Here is a 17,230-nt window from a genome sequence, read left to right as displayed (position 1 = left end):
GCGAGCCGGACGGCGGGTAGTTCCTTCCAAGGAGTACGTGACCATGGACTGGCGCCACCGCGCAGCATGCCTCGAAGAGGATCCCGAACTGTTCTTCCCTATCGGCAACACGGGCCCCGCCCTGCTGCAGATCGAGGAAGCCAAGGCAGTGTGCCGTCGCTGCGACGTCGTCGATACCTGCCTCAAGTGGGCTATCGAGTCCGGCCAGGACGCCGGCGTCTGGGGCGGTATGAGCGAGGACGAGCGCCGTGCGCTCAAGCGTCGCACCGCGCGCGCTCGTCGCGCAGGCTGACCTCCGCACCACCCTTCTCCGCGAGCTGCGCCCGAGCACTCCGCCCGGGCGCGGCTCGCGTCATTCTTTTCGCCCGTGCGCCGGGCGCCCCGATCGACGTGCCCGAATGTCGCCGACAGGGGCGTTCTGGGCAGTCGGCTCAGGACCGCGCCGGGTCCGCTACGCGGAGCACCAGCTGTAGTTCCACCTGGGTGCCGCCACCTTCGCGGGTCGACCATTCGATGGTCCCCCCGAGCTCGTTGGTGACGAGCGTGCGCACGATCTGCGTGCCCAGTCCGCTGCCAGGGCCCCGCCCGCCGACACCGCCGTTCTCGGGCAGGCCCACGCCGTCGTCGGCCACCACCACCCGCAGGTCCGACTGCTGCCGCTCCACGCCGATCTCGATGGTGCCCACCGCACGCCCCACGAACCCGTGCTCCACCGCGTTGGTGACCAGCTCGGTGAGCACGAGGGCGAGCGGTGTCGCGTCCTGCGCGGGCACCATGCCGAACGAACCGGTACGCACCGTCCGGACCGAGGTGCCCGCCGAGGCGACGTCGGCCGTGAGGCGCAGCGCCCGGCCCACCATGTCGTCGAGCTCCACCTGCTCGTCCAGGGTCTGCGACAGGCTCTCGTGCACCAGGGCGATGGTCGAGACGCGCCGCATGGCCTCCTCGAGCGCCTCCTTCGCGGCCGGCACGTCCATCCGCCGGGCCTGCAGCCGCAGCAGCGCCGACACCGTCTGCAGGTTGTTCTTCACCCGGTGATGGATCTCCCGGATGGTCGCGTCCTTGGTGATGAGCTCACGCTCGCGCCTGCGCAGCTCCGACACGTCGCGGCACAGCAGGACGGCGCCGATGCGCTGCCCGCGGTCGGTCAGCGGCATCGCCCGCAGAGACAGCGACACGCCGTGCGCCTCGATGTCCGTGCGCCAGGGCGCCCGGCCCATCACCACGAGCGGGAGCGACTCGTCGACGGGCTTGAGCTGCTCGACCATCTCCGCGGTCACCTCGACGAGCGACTGCCCGACGAGCGGGCCGATCACACCGAGCCGGTGAAAGCACGACAGGGCGTTCGGGCTCGCGTACAGCACCTCACCCTCGGAGTTGAGGCGGATGAGGCCGTCTCCGACGCGCGGGGCGCCACGCCGCGAGCCCGTGGCCGCGTTCGGCAGGGGGAACTCACCGCGCGGGATCATCGCCACGAGGTCGTCGGCGGCCTCGACGTAGTTCAGCTCCAGCCGCGACGGCGTGCGCCCCGAACCAAGGTTGGTCTGCCGCGCGATCACGGCGACGGCCGTGTCCTTGTGCACCACGGGGATCGCCTCCTCCCGCACCGCGTACGCGCCGAACCAGCGCGGCTCCCGGGCACGCTGCGCCTTGGCCTCCGCCATCGCCTTCGCGAGCTGTGGGCGCTGCCCCTCGGGTGCGAACGAACCGACGATGTCGTCGTAGTGCACCGTCGCACCCGTCGAGGGACGGCACTGCGCGACCGCGACGAACCGGCCGTCGTCGGTGGGCAGCCACAGCACCAGGTCCGCGAACGCCAGGTCCGAGACCACCTGCCAGTCACCGACCAGCAGATGCAGCCACTCCACATCGGCCGGCTCGAGGTCGGCGTGCTCAAGGATCAGGTCACTCATCGCAGACACGCGCCCAGCCTATGCCGGAACCGTCCATGGCCCGGTGCGTGCGCGGCGCGCACCCGGGGCGCCGCACGTACGTATCGGACGCGCGCAACGCGTCGGTTAGAGTTCCACCACCAGCACGCTCCGTCGGCGCGAGGAGGAAAGCCCGTGCACCTGACAGTGGACCTGACGTTCCCCGCGAACATCGACGACGTCTCCGCGATGCTCGCCGACGAGTCGTTCGTGCGGTGGCGCGCCCAGCGTTCCACCGGATCCGTGAACGGCACGGTCGAGCAGGCCGACGTCACCGGTAGCGCTGCCGACGGTTTTACCGTGGTGGTCCGGCGGACTCTTCCCACCGACATCATCCCGGTGCAGGCACGTCCCTTCGTGGGCGCGCACCTCGAGATCCGCCAGGCCGAGGCCTGGGAGGCGGCGACAGAGGGCCGGCGCACCGGCACGGTGGCCGTCGAGATCATGGGGGCACCGGTGCGGGTCACCGCCACGGCCGCCATGACTGCTCTGCCCGACGGCGGGACACGGCTCACCTATGCGGGCGACGTACGAGCGACCGTGCCGCTGTTCGGCGCGGTGATCGAGGAAGCGGCGGTGAGCGCGGTACGCACGACCCTGGAGACCGAGGCGGAGGCAGGCCGGGACTGGCTCGCGGGCAAGCGCACGGGTACGGCCTGAGCCGACCCGCTCCGGACGTCCCTCAGGGCCGCCCGCTGCCGGCCGCGTCGAGCACCGTGGCCGGACCACTCCAGATGAAACCCTTCCCCCGACCTGGCACATCCCCGCCATTTCGGACATAGTTTCCCAATTGCAACCTGCGGTTCGTTCAGCCTCTGCCCATTTCGCCTGACGGGTGCTAGAACCTGAACGAACATTCGTGTCGGATGTGGGCCGCTTTGTGCTCTGATATCGCTTTCAGCCCCGACACACGCGCCCCGATCACGAGGAGTCCCAGTGCCCAGCAAACACGGACCGGTCCGAAGCCGGACCGTCGCCCCCAGACGCGCGGCACTTGCCGCGCTCGCGGCCTTCGTCCTGCCCCTCACCGCCTGCGGCTCGCTCCTGGGGCAGAGCCCGGCGGGCGCGGAGGGCGACGACGCACCGATCACGCTCACGGTATCGACGTTCAACGACTTCGGATACACCGAGGAGCTGCTCGCGGCGTACACGAAGGAGCACCCGAACGTCACGGTCGAGCAGATCGTGGCCCCAACCTCCGACGAGGCTCGCCTGCAGATGCTCAAGGCGTTCACCACGGGTGACGGTGCGGAGCTCGCGGACGTCGTGGCGGCCGAGGTCGACTGGATGCCGGAGCTGATGCAGCACCCCGACCTCTTCGAGGACCTGACGGACCCAGAGGTCACCAAGCGCTGGGTGGACTGGAAGGTGACGCAGGCCACGACCCCGGAGGGCAAGCTGCTCGGCTACGGGACCGACATCGGTCCCGAGGCGATCTGCTACCGCGCTGACCTGTTCGAGGCCGCCGGGCTGCCGAGCGGTCGCGATGACGTCGCCGCCCTGCTCGGCGGCAAGGACGCCACGTGGGAGCGCTACTTCGAGGTGGGGCGCCAGTTCAACGAGCAGTCCGACACCGCGTGGTTCGACGGCGCCACCGGCATGTTCCAGGGCATGATCAACCAGCTTCCGGCCGCGTTCGAGGACCCGGCGACACAGAAGCCGACCGACCTCTCGACCAACAACGAGGTCCGCTCGGTCTACAACCAGATCACGGCGGCGATCGGCGACGAGCTATCGGCAGGGCTGGTCCAGTGGACCCCCGAGTGGGTCGCCGGGTTCCAGCAGGACGCGTTCGCCACGATGCTGTGCCCGGGCTGGATGATGGGCCCGATCGAGTCCTATTCCGCGGGCGTGCAGGGCTGGGACGTCGCCAACGTCTTTCCCGGCGGCGGTGGCAACTGGGGCGGCTCGTTCCTGACCGTGCCGTCAGCGGGCGCCTACACCGAGGAGGCGAAGGAGCTCGCCGCGTGGCTCACCGCTCCCGAGCAGCAGACGTGGGCCTTCACCGAGGCGGGTGCGTTCCCGTCGCAGCTCGAGGCGCAGGACTCCAAAGCCGTCCAGGGCTACACCAACCCGTTCTTCAACAACGCACCGGTGGGCAAGATCTTCACCGAGCGGTCGCAGTCCATCGACGGCGCGCCGTACAAGGGGCCGTACTACTTCGCCATCCGCGACGAGGTCGGCAACGCCCTCACCGCGGTCGACACGGACAGCAGCGGCCCGGAGATCGCCTGGAACCAGGCGGTGCAGACGGTTGAGGACTTCCGGGTGAAGGAATGAGATACGCAGTCTTCGCCCGGGGCTCCCCTTGACACGGGACAGTGGCTGACGCAACGATCAGTGTCCGTGGAAGCGCTACCACACCCTGGTGATGGGAGCGCTTCCAGCGCAGGTACGCCGACGTGCTCGCACGTCGGGCGACCACACCACAGCTCGACCGCAAGCCCAGACCGCACGACAAGGGAGTCCCCAGTGCTGAGCAGTACCCGACCCACGCGGCGCACCGCCGCCCGCACCCTCCAGGCGACCGCCGGTGTCGCCGCCGTAGCCCTCGCCCTCACCGCCTGTGGTGCTGCCGAAGGATCCGAAGGCGGATCCGAAGAGGACGGCCCCATCACGCTGAAGGTCGCGACGTTCAACGACTTCGGCTACACGGAGGAGATGCTCGCCGAGTACACGGAGGAGCACCCGAACGTCACGGTCGAGCACGTGAAGGCCGCCACGACCGACGACGCCCGCAGCAACATGACGACCAAGCTCGCCGCCGGTGGCGAGGGGCTGGCCGACATCGAGGCCATCGAGGTCGACTGGCTGCCGGAGCTCATGCAGTACCCCGACCTGTTCACCGACATGGCCGACCCTGAGCTCGACGGTCGCTGGGTGGACTGGAAGGTTCAGCAGGCCACGACGCCCGAGGGCAAGGTCATCGGCTACGGCACGGACATCGGCCCCGAGGCCATCTGCTACCGCGCCGACCTGTTCGAGAAGGCCGGCCTGCCGACCGACCGCAAGGAGGTCGCGGAGCTCCTCGGCGGCGACAGCGCCACGTGGGAGGACTACTTCGCAGCGGGCCGCGAGTTCGTGAAGGAGTCCGACGTCGCCTGGTACGACAGCGCGGCCGGCACCTTCCAGGGCATGGTCAACCAGCTGCCCGCGGCGTTCGAGGACCCGGAGTCAGGTGAGCCCAAAGACCTCGGGGAGAACACCGAGGTCAAGGGCATCTACGACGAGATCACCGCCTCGGTCGACGACGAGCTGTCCGCCGGCCTGGAGCAGTGGGGTGACGACTGGGTCGCCGGCTTCCAGAACGACGCCTTCGCCACGATGCTCTGCCCGGCCTGGATGACCGGCCCGATCGAGCAGAACTCCGGTGGCATCGAAGGTTGGGACATCGCCGACGTCTTCCCCGGTGGCGGCGGTAACTGGGGCGGTTCCTTCCTGACCGTCCCCGCCTCGGGCGAGAACGCCGAGGCCGCCAAGGAGCTCGCCGCGTGGCTGACCGACCCCGCACAGCAGACCAAGGCGTTCGAGTCGGCGGGCACGTTCCCGTCGCAGCTCGAGGCGCAGGACTCCGAGGCCGTTCAGAGCTTCACCAACCCGTTCTTCAACGACGCACCGGTGGGCGAGATCTTCTCCACCCGCGCGCAGAACATCGACGGCGCCCCGTACAAGGGCGCCAACTACTTCGCCATCCGTGACGAGGTCACCAACGCGCTCAACCGCGTCGACATCACGAAGTCGACGGACGCCGAGGAGTCCTGGACCGAGGCCGTCGAGAAGGCCGCGGCCCTCGGCTGAGCCGGAGGCGCAGCGCAGGGTGAGGACCGAGGAACGAGGTACTCGCCCGAAGCGGAACCGCAGGCTCAGCCGATACGAGCTGAGCCTGACCAGCGGCTGACGTGATCCGGTGGTCGAGCTCGTCGAGACCTGCTCTCGACGAGCTCGACCACCGGATCGTGCGCGACCAGGGTCGCGCGCTCTCGAAATGACCTGCACCGACGATGACGCGGCGGAAGATGAAATGGCTGTCCTGACACCTCAACGATCGGCACCGGGCTCCGGTGCGCCCCAGCGCGAATCGCGCAGACTCGGCTTCTCCCAGCGGCTGGGCCGCTGGGACGTGAAGCTCTCCCCGTACCTGTACATCTCGCCGTTCTTCATCCTGTTCGCGATCACCGGCTTGTTCCCCCTCGGGTACACCGCGTTCGTGTCGGTGCACGAGTGGAGCCTGCTCGGCGGGCAGGGCGATTTCATCGGCCTGCAAAACTTCGCGGACGTGCTGGCGCATCCGACGTTCTGGAAGTCCCTGGTCAACACGCTCTCGATCTTCGTGTTCTCTTCGATACCCCAGGTCATCATCGCGATCACGATCGCGGCCCTGCTCGACCAGAACCTGCGCTCGGCGACGTTCTGGCGCATGGGCGTCCTGATCCCCTACGTCGTCGCGCCTGTAGCCGTGTCCCTGATCTTCGGCCGCCTGTTCGCCGACCAGTACGGCCTGATCAACTCGGTGCTCAACACGATCGGGCTGGACTCGATCGCGTGGCACGGCGACCGGATCGCCAGCCACGTCGCGATCGCCACGATGGTCAACTACCGCTGGATGGGCTACAACGCCCTGATCTTCCTCGCCGCGATGCAGGCCGTCCCCCGCGACCTCTACGAGGCCGCCGTGATCGACGGCGCGGGACGGGTGCGCCAGTTCTTCTCCATCACCGTGCCGCAGATCCGCGCCACCATCATCTTCGTCGTCATCACCTCCACCATCGGCGGCCTGCAGATCTTCGACGAGGTACGACTGTTCGACGCGACCGGCCTCGGTGGCCCCGACCGTAACTGGATGACCACCGTCGTCTTCCTCTACGACACCGCCTGGGGCAACCAGCACAGCCTCGGCCGCGCCTCCGCCGTCGCGTGGCTGCTGTTCCTCCTGATCGTCGTGATCGGCCTGGTGAACTTCCTGGTCACCCAGCGGATCTCGTCGGCTGGTCCCACCAAGAAGTCCAAGCGCAAGAGCAACACCGGGGGGAACTCATGAGCTCCGTCGCCGTCACCGCCCAGACCGCCGGCCCGCACGCCGCCAAGGCAGCCGTCCGCCGCCGGACACGGAGGTCCGGGAGCGCCACCCACCGCGCCGGGCCGGTCGTGTACATCCTGCTCGGGATCGTGCTGCTGATCTCGGTCTTCCCCCTGTACTTCACGCTGCTGCTCGGCTCGTCCGACCCCGTGGAGATCTCCCGCAACCCGGTACCCCAGTGGCTGCCGGACACCAGCCTGTTCACCCAGTTCGCGACCGTCATCGAGTCCACCCAGATCAACTTCTGGCTCGCGCTGGGCAACTCTCTGATCATCGCGATCGTCGTGTCCGCATCCGTCGTGCTGTTCTCCACCCTGGCCGGATACTCCTTCGCGAAGCTGCGCTTCCGCGGCCGCGGACCCCTGCTCGTCTTCGTCATCGCGACCATGGCCGTCCCGACCCAGCTCGGCGTCATCCCGATGTACATCCTCATGTCGGACCTCGGGTGGATCGGCAAGCTCCAGGCCGTGATCGTGCCTGCGCTGGTCGCAGCGTTCGGCGTCTTCTGGATGACGCAGTACCTCGCCGAAGCGCTGCCCTACGAGCTCATCGAGGCCGCCCGCGTCGACGGCGCCTCCATGATCCGCACGTTCTGGTCCATCGCGCTGCCCGCCGCGCGACCGGCAGCCGCGATGCTCGGCCTGTTCACGTTCGTCCAGCAATGGACCAACTACTTCTGGCCCTCCATCGTGCTCAGCTCCGAGAATCCAACGCTCCCATTGGTCGTCAAGTCACTGCAGTCGAACTACTTCGTGGACTACTCGTTGGTCATGGGCGGTGTGTTCCTCGTGACGCTCCCGCTCCTGGTGATCTTCGCCTTCGTCGGCAAGCAGCTCGTGGCAGGCATCATGCAGGGAGCCGTGAAGGGATGACTCAGGAGATGACGTTGAACGTCAAGACCACAGGGACGCTACGGGCGCCCGCGCCCGGCATCGCCCTGCCGTACACACCGACCGCGCCAAGGACGACGCCGACCTCGAACACGGCCGGCACCGTCCCGTTCCCCGACGGGTTCCTGTGGGGCGCGGCCACCGCCGCCTACCAGGTCGAGGGCGCCGCTCACGAGGACGGTCGCGAGGACTCCGTCTGGGACGTGTTCGCGAAGGTCCCTGGCGCCGTGCTCGGCCAGGAGGACGGTGAGGTCGCCTGCGACCAGTACCACCGCTACCCCGCCGACGTCGCGCTCATGAAGGACCTCGGCATCAAGGCCTACCGGTTCTCGACGTCGTGGGCCCGCGTGGTCCCCGGCGGCCGTGAGGTCAACCCGGCGGGTCTCGCGTACTACGACCGGCTCGTGGACGAGCTGCTCGGCGCGAACATCCTGCCGTGGCTCACGCTGTACCACTGGGACCTCCCGCAGGCGATCGAGGCCGAGTCCAACGGCTGGGTGAACCGCGACACCGCGTACCGGTTCCGCGACTACGCCGTCACGATGCACGAGGCGATCGGCGACCGCGTCGACGTGTGGACCACGCTCAACGAGCCGTGGTGCGCTGCGTTCCTCGGTTACACGGGCGGCCAGCACGCACCGGGCCGGCAGTCCCGCGAGGACGGCCTCGCGGCGGCGCACCACCTCTCGCTCGGCCACGGTCTGGCCGTGGAGGCGCTGCGTGAGCGGGCTCCGGAAGCGAACCTCGGCATCACGCTCAACTTCGAGGTCGAGGACCCGCTGAACCCGGACGACCCCGCCGACGTCGACGCCGCGCGCCGGCTCGACGGCGGGTTCACCCGTATCTTCGCGGACCCGATCCTGCGCGGCGCCTACCCAGAGGACGTGCTGGAGGACGTGCGCGAGTACGGCCTCGAGCGGCACATCAAGGAGGGCGACCTCGAGATCATCTCGACGCCCATCGACTCGCTCGGCGTGAACTATTACCACGGCAACGCCGTCTCGGCGAAGCCCGCCGAGCGACCCCTGGAGGGTGGCGCCCCGGTGACCCGCCCGTCGTCGTCCCCGTTCCCCGGCGGCGACGGCGCGTACACGCACCCGCGTGGCCTGCCCGTCACCGACCAGAACTGGGAGGTCCAGCCAGAGGGCCTGACCCGGCTCCTCCTGCGGCTGCAGCAGGACTACACGGGACCGCGCGGCATCGCGCTGTACGTGACGGAGAACGGCAGCGCCTACGAGGACGTCGCCGGGCCGGACGGGTCCGTGGACGACCAGGACCGCCTCGAGTTCATCGACGTGCACCTGCGCGCCGTCAAGGACGCCATCGACGAGGGCGCGGACGTACGCGGCTACTTCGGTTGGTCGCTGCTCGACAACTACGAGTGGGCGTGGGGCTACGGCAAGCGCTTCGGGCTCGTGCGTGTCGACTTCGAGACGCAGGAGCGCACTGTGAAGGCGTCCGGCCGCTGGTACGGTCAGGTCGCGCGGGCCAACGCCGTTCCGGAGCGATCGGCGACGCCCATGCCGCACACGAGCGATGACAACGGCGGAGACAAGGCGGTTTCCAAGGCGTGACGACCTCAGGCCCACCCACCCTGGACGACGTGGCCCAGTCGGCCGGGGTATCCCGGTCGACTGCGTCGCGCGCCATCAACGGTGGCCTGCGAGTATCGCCCGAGGCGCAGGCGGCGGTGGACGACGCCGTCGCCCGCCTCGGGTACGCACCGAACCGCGCCGCCAGGTCCCTCGTGACCCGGCGGACCGACTCGATAGCCCTCGTGGTGCCCGAGCCGGACCAGCGCATCCTCACCGACCCGTTCCTCAGCGGCACCCTCGCGGGGGTGAGCGAGGGGCTGGCCGGGACGGACCTGCAGCTCGTGCTGCTGCTCGCCCGGCCGGGCGAGCAGCGCGGGCGGGTGGGCCGCTACCTGCGCAGCGGTCACGTGGACGGCGTCATCGTGGCGTCGCACCACCAGGGCGACCAGCTCGAGACGGAGCTCGGCCCGACCATGCTGCCCGCAGTCTTCGTGGGGCGGCTCTTCGAGCCCGACCCGCAGTTCTCCCGTGGCCTGCGCTACGTGGACGTCGACAACGTCACCGGCGGGCGCATCGCCACCCAGCGGATGATCGACCGCGGCCGACGGCGCATCGGGACCATCACCGGGCCGCTCGACATGCCCGCCGGGGTGGACCGCATGATCGGGTGGCGGGATGCTCTCCGCGACGCGGGCCTGCCCGACGACGCCGTCGTCGAGGGGGACTTCACCTCTGCCGGGGCCGTCGTCGCGGCCCGCCGGCTGCTGGACCAGCATCCCGACCTGGACGGCATCTTCGCCGCCTCCGACCTGATGGCGGAGGCCACGCTGCGTGTGCTCGCCGATCGCGGCCGGTCCGTGCCCGGCGACGTCTCCGTGGTCGGGTTCGACGACCTCGGGATCGCGGAGACGACCTCGCCCCGGCTGACCACCGTGCACAACCCGGTGGTGCAGATGGTCGGCGCGGCCACCAGCATGCTGGTCGACCTGGTAGCGGGCCGCCCGGTCCGCGACGAGCGCCGGATCTTCGCCCCTCGCCTGATAGAGGGCGACTCGGCCTGACCTCGAGCTTGGTCGTGGGCGCGATCGTTGCGACTTCCTGCCCGTTCCGGGCACAACGGTCGCGCCCACGACCAGACGTCCTATGCGGTGCGCTGGTGGCCGTAGCGGTGCATCGTGCGGCTCACCGCCTGCTCGCGGAGCATCGTCAGGAGCTCCCGGCGGCCGCTCGCCAGGACCGGGGCGTCCAGCACCGTGGCCGACCCGAGGCGGCTGGCCGCGGCGTCGCGCAGGCCGGGGGCCTCGCCCACCACGCGGATCCGGCCGGTCACCTTGCCGTCTGCGACGGCCTCTGCGAACGCCTCGTCCGTCATCTCCCGCTGCCCGACGACGGTGGCCGGCACGTCCGCGCGGGCCGCCGCGGCGAGCACGCGCTGCACCTCGACGTCCGCCGCGCCGGCGCCGACCCGCACCGTGATGCCGGGGACCGGCCGGTAGCGGAAGACGTTCGTCTCGACGCCGAGCGCCGACGGGTCGTGCTCCGGCGCGAACTCGGTGACCCAGGCACGGTCGTCGTCGGCCCGGGCCCAGGCGAGCCAGCCGGCCGGGTCCGCGGTGTGCGACGGCACGTCGGGCGCGTCCTCCCACCGCCCGAGCTGCGCGATGTAGTTCGGCCCGCCCGCCTTGGCGCCCGGGCCCACCGACGAGGCCTTCCAGCCGCCGAACGACTGGCGCTGCACGATCGCGCCGGTGATGTGCCGGTTCACGTACGCGTTGCCGACCTCCACGCGGTCGAGCCAGCGGTCCACCTCGGCGTCGTCCAGGGAGTGGATGCCACCCGTGAGGCCGAACGACACGGCGTTCTGCAGGGCGAGCGCCTCGTCCAGGTCGCGGGCGGTCATGATGCCCAGCACCGGGCCGAAGCACTCGGTGAGGTGGAAGAACGAGCCCGGGCGCACACCGTCGCGCACACCGGGAGTCCAGAGCCTGCCGCGGCCCAGGCCTGCGTCACGCGCGACCGAGTCCCGGCGGCGCGGCCGTACGAGCCAGGTCTCGCCGTGCTCCAGCGTGGTCAGGGCGCGCAGGAGCTTGCCCTGCGCCGGCTCGGTGAGCGGTCCCATCACGGTCGCCAGATCGGTGGCGGGCCCGACGGCGAGCGACGCGACGGCGTCGGTCAGCTGCCGCCGGAACCGCTCGCCCGTCGCGGTGCGGGGGTCGCCCACTGAACCGACGAGGATCACGAGCGACGCCGCCGAACACTTCTGTCCCGCATGCCCGAAGGCGGAGCGCACGACGTCCGCGACGGCCAGGTCGAGGTCCGCCGACGGGGTGACGATCAGCGCGTTCTTGCCCGACGTCTCGGCGAGCACCGGCAGCTCCGGCCGCCAGGAGGCGAACATCTCGGCGGTCTCGATGGCGCCCGTAAGGATCACGCGGGCCACTCCGTCGTGCGTCACGAGCCGGCGGCCGAGGTCGCCGTCGGGCACGCGGACGAACTGGGCGACGTCGCGAGCGAGCGCCGAGTCGAGCCCGATCTCCGGGGCCACCTCGTCGAGCGCCGCGTGCACCGCCTCGACGGCGATCTCCAGGCAGCGCGGCGTGGGCGGTGCCGGCTTCGCGATCACCGCGGAGCCGGCGGCGAGGCCCGCGAGGACGCCGCCGATCGGGATCGCCACGGGGAAGTTCCACGGCGGGGTGACCAGGGTGACGCCATCGGGCGTGAAGCGCGCACCCGGCCAGGCCTCGGACGTCGGGTCGAGCGCCTCGGCCGCCCGGGCGTAGTAGGCGGCGAAGTCCACGGCCTCGCTGACCTCGGGGTCCGCCTCCGCGACCGTCTTGCCGGCCTCGTGCACCATCGCGGCGACGAGGTCGGTACGCGCGGCCTCGAGGTGCTTCGCCGCGGCCCGGAGCACGCGGCCCCGGTCCGGCGCGGAGACCTTGGACCACGCCGCACCGGCACGCCGGGCGAGCGCCACGACGTCGTCGACCTGGGCGGGCGACGCGAGCGGCTCCGCGAGCGCCGGGACGTATCCGGAGCACGTGCCGGTCACCTCCTGCGCCCACGCACGGTGCGCGTCGACCGAGGGGTCGGTGTCGGCGGCGTTGCGGAACGGTCCCGTGACCGGCTGCGGTGCGGGGCGCGGACGGCGGCGCGGGGTGACGTCGTCCGGCGAGTAGTGCACGCCGAGGGTGACCGACACGCGGAACGCGGCCTCCTGCCGGTCCATCGGCGGCTCGGAGCCGGTCGGGACCGGGGCGAACGCCGCGTGCAGGAAGTTCTGCTCCGTCGCGTTCTCCTCCAGGCGGCGCACCAGGTAGGAGATCGCGACGTCGAAGTCCTCGTCGCGCACCACGGGCGTGTACAGCACCACCCGGCCGTCGTCCTTGGCGACCTCGTCGCGGACCGCCGCAGCCTCGGTCGGCGCCATGCCCTGCAGCATCTCGACGTCGAGCGCCTCGGAGACGCCCCGCGCGCGGCCGAGCAGGATCGCGAGCGCGACGTGGAACAGGTTGTGCGACGCCGCGCCGATGCGGACGGCCCGCGCCCGCTCGGGGCGCAGCGCGTGGTCGAGCATGCGCACGTAGTTGGCGTCGACGTCGGGCTTGGTCGGGTACGGCGCCTTGGCCCAGTCGTGCAGGGTGGCCTCGACGTGCTCCATCGCCAGGTTCGCGCCCTTCACGACGCGGACCTTGATGCGCGCACCGCCGTCGGCGACGCGTCGGGTGGCGAACTCGGTGAGGCCGTCCAGCGCCCCGAGGCCGTCCGGCAGGTAGGCCTGCAGCACGATCCCCGCCTCCAGGTCGCGGAACTCGTCGCGGCCGAGGATCTCGGTGAACACCGCGGTCGTCAGGGCGAGGTCGCGGTACTCCTCCATGTCGAGGTTGAGGAAGACGCCATGGTCGCGAGCAGCGCGGTACAGCGGCAGCAGCTGCTCGACGACGCGGTCGCGTGAACCCTCGAGGTCCCACGTCACCAGCTGTGCGGCGACGCTGGAGACCTTGACCGACACGTAGTCGACGTCGGGCCGCTCCACCAGCGCGATGGTGCGGGCCAGGCGGGCTGCCGCCTCCTCCTCGCCGAGGACGGCCTCGCCGAGCAGGTTCACGTTGAGGGCATACCCCTCGGCCCGGGTGCGGGCGAGGTGGGCGGTGAGCCCCGCACCGGCGTCGGCCACGAGGTGCCCGACGAGCTGGCGCAGGCGCACACGGGCCGCGGGGACCACGATGCCGGGGAACACCGGGGCGGCCAGGGCGCCGGCCCGGAACAGGGCGCGGTCGGCCGGGCTGAGGAACGTGGCGCTGCCCGCCTGCTTGCCCAGCCGGGCGAGGGCCTTCGCGGCGACCTGGGTGTCCTGCGGGCGGGCGACGTCGTCGACGAACCCGACGGCGAGCTCCAGGCCGGCCGGGTCGGAGACGAGCGCGCCGAGAGCAGCGGACGCGCGGGCGACGGCCTTGTCGGTCCTGGTCCTGCCTGCGGGCTGGGTCGAGCCGGTGGTGGAGCCGGCGGCGGCTGCGCCGATCCACGTCCTGGCGAGGGCTACGGCGTCCTCGACCAGGGTGTCGGCGGCGGGCTTCGCGGGCGGCTCGGTCGGAGCCTGCGGCGTGGCGCTGTCCCGTGCGCCTGCGCCCCCGGTCGGGACTGCGGCGGATGCGGCGCTCTCGCGCCGAGCAGAGGTCTTCATCCTCCCAGGGTGCACCCGGAGCCGGTCGGATGTATTGGCGGGATCACTCGCTATCCGCACCGGTTTTCGCCAAGCGGTGGCGCGGGTGCCGTCGCGAGCGTTGTCCGGTGCCCGCGTAACATCAGATCGCGATGAGCAACCCGTCGAACGGCGCCGCTCGGCCTGAGACGAAGGCCCTGCTGGCCGCACTGAATCCCGCCATGGTCTCCCTCATGGACGAGCTGTCCGGCGTCATGTTCTGCGCCAAGGACGCCGACGGGCGGTACGTGCTGGTCAACCAGGTCTTCGTGGGGCGCACGCGAGAAAGGTCGCGGCGCGACGTGATCGGCAGGCGCGCCGCCGACCTGTTCGTCCCCGAGCTCGCCGAGCGCTACGAGAGCCAGGACATCCGGGTCCGCACCACCGACAAGCCGTTGCGGGGCGAGCTCGAGCTGATCCGGCACGTCGGCGGCGCGCCCGGCTGGTTCCTCACCTCCAAGCTGCCGCTGCACGACGAGTCCGGCACCTACGTCGGGCTGGTGTCCGTGTCGCAGGACCTGCGTTCCGGCGACGCCGACGACGCGACGATCCAGGCGATGGCCCGGCTGCGGGGTGACATCGAGGACCTGCTGGAGCGTGGCGAGGTGCCGTCCGTCGCCGACCTCGCCGTCCTTGCCGACTGCACCTCCGCGTCCCTCGACCGCAGGGTGCGCCGGGTCTTCGGGCTCTCGCCGCGCCAGCTCGTGCTGCGGCTGCGGGTCGACCGGGCCGCGCACCTGCTGACCTCCGGCACGGTGCCGCTGGCGGAGGTCGCCGCGGCCGCGGGCTTCTACGACCAGCCGTCCTTCTCCCGGACCTTCGCCCGGCTGACCGGCGAGACACCGTCGTCGTTCCGCAGCCGGTCCAGGCGCGCCTGAGGCCGAGGACCGCTGAGCCGGGCGGCCGGGCGGCCCTGCGGGCACGAATCGTTCCTTGCGCGATCCGCACAACGAACGTGGTGGATCACAGGTGGCCCAGGACCACGACGCGACACGCCCCGGCCGCATAGCCTCGACGTCATGACGACCATCGCGTTCCCCCTGGTCCCCCGCTCCAACCCGCGCCGTGTGCTGGCCGACCTGCTGCCGGGCACTCTCGCACGCGACATCGCGCTCGTGGTGGGTGTCGCCGCGCTGACCGCCCTGGCGGCGCAGCTCCGCATCCCGATCCCTGGCCTGCCCGTCCCGATCACCGGCCAGACCTTCGCCGTGCTCCTCGGTGCCGCCGCGATCGGCCCCGTGCGCGGCGCGTTCGCACAGGTCCTGTACCTGGCGCTCGGCATGGTGGGGCTGCCCGTCTTCACGGGTGGCGCCTCGGGTGTCGAGGTGGTCTTCGGCGCCTCGGGCGGCTACATCGTGGGCTACATCGTGGCGAGCATCGTCGTGGGTGCCCTGGCGAAGCGCGGCCTCGACCGCGGCGTGCTCGGCACCGTCCTCGCGTTCGCCGCCGGCACCGCGACGATCTACGCGATCGGCGTGCCGTGGCTGGCGGTCACGACGGGGATGGCGCCGGGCGCCGCCCTCGTCGCCGGCGCAGGCGTCTTCCTCGTGGGCGACGCGATCAAGGCCGCCCTGGCCGGTGTCCTGCTCCCGGGCGCCTGGAAGCTGACGGAGCGCTGATTTCCCCCGTGACACGGCACTCACAGGAAGATCACCGGACAGTCCCTTCGCCGTCGCGCACCACGGCCAGTCGAAGCGATACGGTTGTGTCGAGGCGCAAACCCCGCGCCGCGACACCCGCGTCCCGCCTTGTGGCGGTCGGCGCCGTTCTCCCCGGAGGACTTACGTGACGACGACAACGACGTCCACACCCGTATCACCACCCAGCTTCGCACCGGCTGGATCTCCCTCCGAGGGCTCCGCCCTCGCGACCGCGCACGCGCAGCTCGCCACAGCGGCGGAGATCCTCGGCTACGACGAAGGCCTGCATCGCATGCTCGCGACCCCCCGACGTGAGATCCACGTCGCGGTGCCGCTCCGCCGCGACTCGGGTGAGACCGTCCTGTTCCACGGTTTCCGTGTGCAGCACAACGTCAGCCTCGGCCCGGGCAAGGGCGGCCTGCGCTACCACCCCTCGGTCGACGTCGACGAGGTGCGGGCGCTGGCCATGTGGATGACCTGGAAGTGTGCGGTGGTCAACCTGCCGTACGGCGGCGCCAAGGGCGGCGTCGCGATCGACCCCCGCGGCTACTCGCAGAGCGAGCTGGAGCGTGTGACCCGGCGGTACACGTCCGAGATCATGCCGATGATCGGCCCGGACACCGACATCATGGCCCCGGACATGGGCACGGACGCCCAGACCATGGCCTGGGTCATGGACACCTACTCGGTCAACCGCGGGTACACGATCCCCGCGGTCGTGACCGGCAAGCCCCTCGCGGTGGGCGGCTCGCTGGGCCGCGGAACCGCGACGTCCGCGGGCATCGTGCACGTGACGTCGGCCGCGCTCGCCGAGGCGGGTATCGGCCTGAGCGACGTGTCCGTCGCCATCCAGGGCTTCGGCAAGGTGGGTTCGCACGCGGCGGCGATCTTCGCGGCGCGCGGCGCACGCGTCGTCGCCGTGAGCGACCAGTACGGCGGCATCCGGGCCGACGGCGGCCTTGACGTGCCCCTGCTCATGGAGCACGTGCAGCGCACCGGCTCGGTGGTGGACTTCCCCGACGCGGACCAGGTCTCCAACACTGACCTCCTCGGGCTCGACGTCGACGTGCTGGTCCCGGCCGCCATCGAAGGTGTGCTCGACGAGACCACCGCGGGCAGCGTCAAGGCTCGCTGGGTGGTCGAAGGCGCCAACGGTCCCACGACGGCGGCGGGCGACGCCCTGCTCGCGAAGAACGACGTTACGGTGGTCCCGGACGTCCTGGCGAACGCCGGTGGTGTGGTCGTCTCCTACTTCGAGTGGGTCCAGGCGAACCAGACGTACTGGTGGACCGAGGCCGAGATCGCGGACAAGCTGGAGCACCGCATGGTCACCGCGTACGCGGAGGTCTCGGCGCTGGCCCGGCGCGAAGGCCTGTCCCTGCGGGACGCCGCCCTGGTCATCGGGGTCAAGCGAGTCGCGGAGGCGCACCAGATCCGGGGCCTGTACCCCTGATCTTG

General features: G+C 70.9%; 13 protein-coding genes. 11 read left to right on the top strand and 2 right to left on the bottom strand.

Going from position 1 to position 17,230, the window contains the following annotated elements; all coding sequences use genetic code 11:
• Positions 1 to 43 precede the first annotated feature (43 nt).
• On the top strand, positions 44 to 292 hold the full coding sequence (locus tag APR04_RS16820; protein WP_026365970.1) for a WhiB family transcriptional regulator: 249 nt from the start codon (positions 44 to 46) through the stop codon (positions 290 to 292).
• Between the two features lie 139 nt (positions 293 to 431).
• Here the strand turns inward: APR04_RS16820 and APR04_RS16815 are convergent, their stop codons facing one another.
• Positions 432 to 1,913 carry a sensor histidine kinase gene (locus APR04_RS16815; protein WP_253872222.1) on the bottom strand — a complete coding sequence of 494 codons (1,482 nt, stop codon included), beginning with the start codon at positions 1,911 to 1,913 and terminating at the stop codon, positions 432 to 434.
• A 153-nt stretch (positions 1,914 to 2,066) separates the two neighbouring features.
• Between APR04_RS16815 and APR04_RS16810 the strand changes: the two genes are divergently transcribed.
• The 7 genes from APR04_RS16810 (at position 2,067) to APR04_RS16780 (ending at position 10,494) form a co-directional block, all read left to right on the top strand.
• Entirely contained in the window at positions 2,067 to 2,591 is a 525-nt protein-coding gene (locus APR04_RS16810) for a DUF2505 domain-containing protein (protein WP_253872145.1), read from the top strand.
• Between the two features lie 276 nt (positions 2,592 to 2,867).
• Positions 2,868 to 4,211, top strand: a complete 1,344-nt coding sequence (locus APR04_RS16805; RefSeq protein WP_253872143.1) for an ABC transporter substrate-binding protein — start codon at positions 2,868 to 2,870, stop codon at positions 4,209 to 4,211.
• 192 nt (positions 4,212 to 4,403) lie between these two features.
• Complete coding sequence (locus APR04_RS16800; RefSeq protein ID WP_253872141.1) at positions 4,404 to 5,729, top strand: ABC transporter substrate-binding protein; 1,326 nt, start codon at positions 4,404 to 4,406, stop codon at positions 5,727 to 5,729.
• Between the two features lie 223 nt (positions 5,730 to 5,952).
• A complete protein-coding gene (locus APR04_RS16795; protein ID WP_253872139.1) occupies positions 5,953 to 6,969 on the top strand; it encodes a carbohydrate ABC transporter permease in 1,017 nt (338 codons plus the stop codon).
• Positions 6,966 to 7,880: a carbohydrate ABC transporter permease gene (locus APR04_RS16790; protein WP_253872137.1), complete on the top strand. Its 915-nt coding sequence runs from the start codon at positions 6,966 to 6,968 to the stop codon at positions 7,878 to 7,880. The genes APR04_RS16795 and APR04_RS16790 overlap by 4 nt, the downstream gene beginning before the upstream one ends.
• A gap of 8 nt (positions 7,881 to 7,888) precedes the next feature.
• The gene (locus APR04_RS16785) at positions 7,889 to 9,472 is read left to right on the top strand and encodes a GH1 family beta-glucosidase (protein ID WP_253872135.1); all 1,584 of its coding nucleotides are present in this window, start codon (positions 7,889 to 7,891) and stop codon (positions 9,470 to 9,472) included.
• On the top strand, positions 9,469 to 10,494 hold the full coding sequence (locus tag APR04_RS16780; protein WP_253872133.1) for a LacI family DNA-binding transcriptional regulator: 1,026 nt from the start codon (positions 9,469 to 9,471) through the stop codon (positions 10,492 to 10,494). Before APR04_RS16785 ends, APR04_RS16780 begins: the two co-directional genes overlap by 4 nt.
• An 80-nt stretch (positions 10,495 to 10,574) precedes the next feature.
• Here the strand turns inward: APR04_RS16780 and APR04_RS16775 are convergent, their stop codons facing one another.
• Positions 10,575 to 14,114 carry a bifunctional proline dehydrogenase/L-glutamate gamma-semialdehyde dehydrogenase gene (locus APR04_RS16775; protein ID WP_253872131.1) on the bottom strand — a complete coding sequence of 1,180 codons (3,540 nt, stop codon included), beginning with the start codon at positions 14,112 to 14,114 and terminating at the stop codon, positions 10,575 to 10,577.
• 131 nt (positions 14,115 to 14,245) lie between these two features.
• On the opposite strand from APR04_RS16775, the gene APR04_RS16770 reads away from it, so the two are divergent.
• The 3 genes from APR04_RS16770 (at position 14,246) to APR04_RS16760 (ending at position 17,225) form a co-directional block, all read left to right on the top strand.
• Entirely contained in the window at positions 14,246 to 15,010 is a 765-nt protein-coding gene (locus APR04_RS16770) for an AraC family transcriptional regulator (protein ID WP_253872129.1), read from the top strand.
• A gap of 141 nt (positions 15,011 to 15,151) precedes the next feature.
• On the top strand, positions 15,152 to 15,751 hold the full coding sequence (locus APR04_RS16765; protein ID WP_253872127.1) for a biotin transporter BioY: 600 nt from the start codon (positions 15,152 to 15,154) through the stop codon (positions 15,749 to 15,751).
• A 166-nt stretch (positions 15,752 to 15,917) separates the two neighbouring features.
• Positions 15,918 to 17,225 (top strand): Glu/Leu/Phe/Val family dehydrogenase, encoded by a 1,308-nt coding sequence (locus APR04_RS16760; RefSeq protein WP_253872125.1) that lies wholly within the window; start codon positions 15,918 to 15,920, stop codon positions 17,223 to 17,225.
• Positions 17,226 to 17,230: the final 5 nt, after the last annotated feature.

It is taken from the genome of Promicromonospora umidemergens (assembly GCF_024171995.1).
Taxonomy (GTDB): domain Bacteria; phylum Actinomycetota; class Actinomycetes; order Actinomycetales; family Cellulomonadaceae; genus Promicromonospora; species Promicromonospora umidemergens.
This window is presented reverse-complemented; position numbering and strand designations above follow the sequence as displayed.